This window comes from Mesorhizobium sp. M1D.F.Ca.ET.231.01.1.1 (assembly GCF_003999155.2).
GTDB lineage: Bacteria > Pseudomonadota > Alphaproteobacteria > Rhizobiales > Rhizobiaceae > Mesorhizobium.
In genome coordinates this window covers 1-358 of sequence record NZ_RZOZ02000099.1, presented here as the reverse complement: position 1 = coordinate 358, position 358 = coordinate 1, and the positions used below count along the sequence as shown (strand labels likewise).

The following is a 358-nucleotide window of genomic DNA, read 5'->3' as shown; positions in this document are numbered from 1 at the left end:
GGCCGCTCGAACGGGACGGAAAGACCATGCGGCCTGTCAGGCTCGATCAGGTGCCCGTTGTCGAGGACGAGCCTGCGCACGCGCTCCTCGCGGATGCCCCAGAAATAGTCCGTGGCATTGGGCAGGAATCTGCCAAACGGGCTCGACATGGCCTCTTGCAAGGCACGGTCGTGACGCTGGCGTCTTGCGGGCTGGGTGAGCAGCCTGGAAAGAAGGCTGCCGTCATTTTCCAGATGCCGAGCCATGGCAGAAGCGGCGAGCCGATCATCGATGAAGACGGGAGCGGCCATGCCGGAACGATCCCAATTGGCGACCAGATCCTCGTTGAGGGCTGTCAGCGCATCGGCGGCGGTTCCAA

Annotated in this window: 1 pseudogene; it reads right to left on the bottom strand. The window is 63.7% G+C overall.

The annotated features are described in order from the left end of the window. Positions 1–358 (bottom strand): annotated as a pseudogene (locus EN874_RS32465) (hypothetical protein); the annotation flags it as partial.